A 2,697-nucleotide genomic window follows, 5' to 3' on the forward strand; every position below is an offset into this window, starting at 1 on the left:
GATAACTCGGAATTATGAGCGCTAGCGAAAAGCTCTCCAACAGCCTCTCTGGCAATATCGTTTTTCTGGCGGCCAACCAGCCGGACGGATTCCCCTCCAGTCTATATTACAACATATACCCGTCAGCGGTCATCGAAGGATATCGGACGGCTCTAGAAGAACTTGGGGCAACTGTCATTACCTGTACCCTCGGTCAGGCATTGGAGCGATTTTCCAAATTTCAAAAATTTGAAGGTTTTAGCATCGTGAATATTTGTATTGCGTTCAATGCTTTAGAGTGTGAAGGGATCATTCAGGCGGTGGCCGCTCTCTCCAGCGTACCGTGCTTCCCGTGTCGAGGCGATATTGCTGTTATCACAGAGGAGAAAATTATCTCGAAGCATTTGGCGGCAGCTTCCGGATTTCTAGTCGTCGATACATATCATTCCTTGGACGCGTTGGAGGTAGGCAAGAGATACATCCGAAAATTAATTAATTCGGGCGACAGCAAGGGGTTGCGCATAATTGAAGATATTAAGAATGAATCCCCGTTATCAGAACGCGAGTTCGCGGAACCATTTGTCCGCGGATTGGACATCGAGCTTTATTGCATCTTTGATCCAATCGAAAAGAAATCTGTGCTGCTGAATACGCGGGTCGCTGACTGGGGAAAACTCAACGGAACCGACTTCATTCACTCTTCGGAAATGAAACCAAGCTCGGATATCTACCAGAAAGGTAACGAACCCGTATTTCGATGGAAGAAAATCAAAGTAACGAGGGAGATCGAAGAATGTGTCGAGAGACTCGGAGTTCTGCTCCACAACACATTTATTTTCCGCATTGACGGAAGGCTGGCGCCTAACGCGGAAGTTAACGAGCCTATCGCGCTAGAGCAGTTCACTTTTCTGGAGGTCAATGCGCTCCCAACAATTCCCGGCGACGACGGTTGGTATTCTCCTCGCCTCATCAAAATTGCTGGATTATCGGATAATGATCCTCATGCAGAAAACCAGCCCGGTTCTGCTGAACTCGCGTTAAAGCTTCTTCTGTCAATTTGGCACAAGTACTACGTCCAATCAAAATCAGCTGATGGAAACATTCCACTCTTATAAAGAAAATCGCCCATTTGACCACTCAATACGCCGTTTTTGGTATGTTCACTGAAATCGTTGCTTACTAATCTTTTTTGATGAGCCATAATGTCACCGCGCGGCAAACCAGAAAAATATCCGGAGTTCTCGATGAATAACCATAATTCTGCGGAAACGCTTCGATGGGTATCAACGCCGATGAGATTTAGGGCAAATCTGTACAGGTGATATTTCCAAACATTGCTAACCTTTGCACTCAACACGATTTCTGTAAGTTCTAGAAGGCTGCGATCATCGACTTCCCCGAACGCCTGGTACATAGAAACCAATCGGTTACTCAATATGCTCCATCTGTCTAAGGTGTCCCCGGCATTTTCAATTTTTAATTCTTCATATAGTTGGAATGCTCGGCTTGGGTCCCCGCTGGTAAGGTGGCCCAGTGCAGCCGTATTCCCTAGCATTGCCAAGTTTGTGAAATAGGGGCCTTCATCTTTTACAAATCTGTAAGTTGCCTCAGCGGCACCAGGATCGGCAGGCTGTACCTGATACAATTCAGTCGCATGCAGATTTTGCAGCAGCCCAAAATAGCTTGGCTCATACATCTTCTTATCGAACGCCGATCCCGGTATTTCTTCAAACATCTTCTTACCATTTCTCAGGTAAGCCAGCGCGTCAGGTGATGTTCCGAGCACTTGATTCACAAACCGCAAGACGTGCACTGACAAGCCTTGAACAGGGATCATCTTTAGCATTGCCAGCGCGGTCTGAACCTCAAGTTGAGCGTAGTCCTGTACGTAAGCTCTCTCAATTAGTGAATGAATCCAAGCGGTTGCCCAAAAGTCTCTGTTTTCGTTATTTGCGCGGTTCAGCTTTCCGCTTGCGTAATCGCTGAGCGACTTAAATTGAGGAAGAAGATCGCTGGGATCCAGCGTAACTTTCTTTGACCTCAGCATCATCAGCCTGTTGATGAAGTCGATCCGCATGTCATCCGTCTCGGGCAACACCGCTATTGCAGCGGATTGATGATTGTCATACCGTGTGAAATATAGACGCTCATATTCGTTGGCTGCCTTGTCTGGCAAATCAAAGCGACTAACGCCAGTTGGTGTTGGTGAGAACAAGCAACTCGCCGAATTCATCTTTGAAAAGATATCCAGAGCTTTCTGCCGGTCTTCAACGACAAATACAATTTTCGGGCGCAGGTCATTTGACGCTGGCCTGAACTGGGATTGTAGATTGGCGAGTGTTTGTGCCTCGACTTTGTTTTGCCGAATTTCGATGTAGCTATTTTGAAATCCATGAAACGGGTCGCCAGATCTTGAGAAAAGCGGCACCACTGGTGCGTGTTCACCAGTGGGCGGCAGTTGGTTTTGAATAAGGCCGTTGGTTATAGCGTCTAACGTCGTGGCAAGAAGATGGCTTCGATTTCTGTTCCTAATACCGGCCACAAAAGTTTGTACGTCAGCGTTATTAAGAAGCCGGATGGGCTTTCTTCTTGAGCGCTCCCTTATTTCGAAAGCTTGCGCCTCGTTGGCAATAAGGACAGCCGTCTTCTCGCTTGGCGGGTTTTGGCCAAAGAAGTCATGAGCGACGGCGGAACTTTGAAGCATAATTCCGAGTTATC

General features: G+C 47.2%; 2 protein-coding genes. One reads left to right on the top strand and one right to left on the bottom strand.

Annotated elements, in window-relative coordinates; translation table 11 throughout:
- The first annotated feature begins 14 nt into the window (after nt 1-14).
- Nucleotides 15-1,094: an ATP-grasp domain-containing protein gene (locus DFR52_RS24090; protein ID WP_110034635.1), complete on the top strand. Its 1,080-nt coding sequence runs from the start codon at nt 15-17 to the stop codon at nt 1,092-1,094.
- On the opposite strand, the gene DFR52_RS24375 is transcribed toward DFR52_RS24090, so the two are convergent.
- Complete coding sequence (locus tag DFR52_RS24375; protein WP_146215671.1) at nt 1,049-2,683, bottom strand: hypothetical protein; 1,635 nt, start codon at nt 2,681-2,683, stop codon at nt 1,049-1,051. The genes DFR52_RS24090 and DFR52_RS24375 overlap by 46 nt on opposite strands.
- Between the last annotated feature and the right edge of the window lie 14 nt (nt 2,684-2,697).

The sequence above is a fragment of the Hoeflea marina genome, from assembly GCF_003182275.1.
In the GTDB taxonomy this organism is placed as follows: Bacteria; Pseudomonadota; Alphaproteobacteria; order Rhizobiales; family Rhizobiaceae; genus Hoeflea; species Hoeflea marina.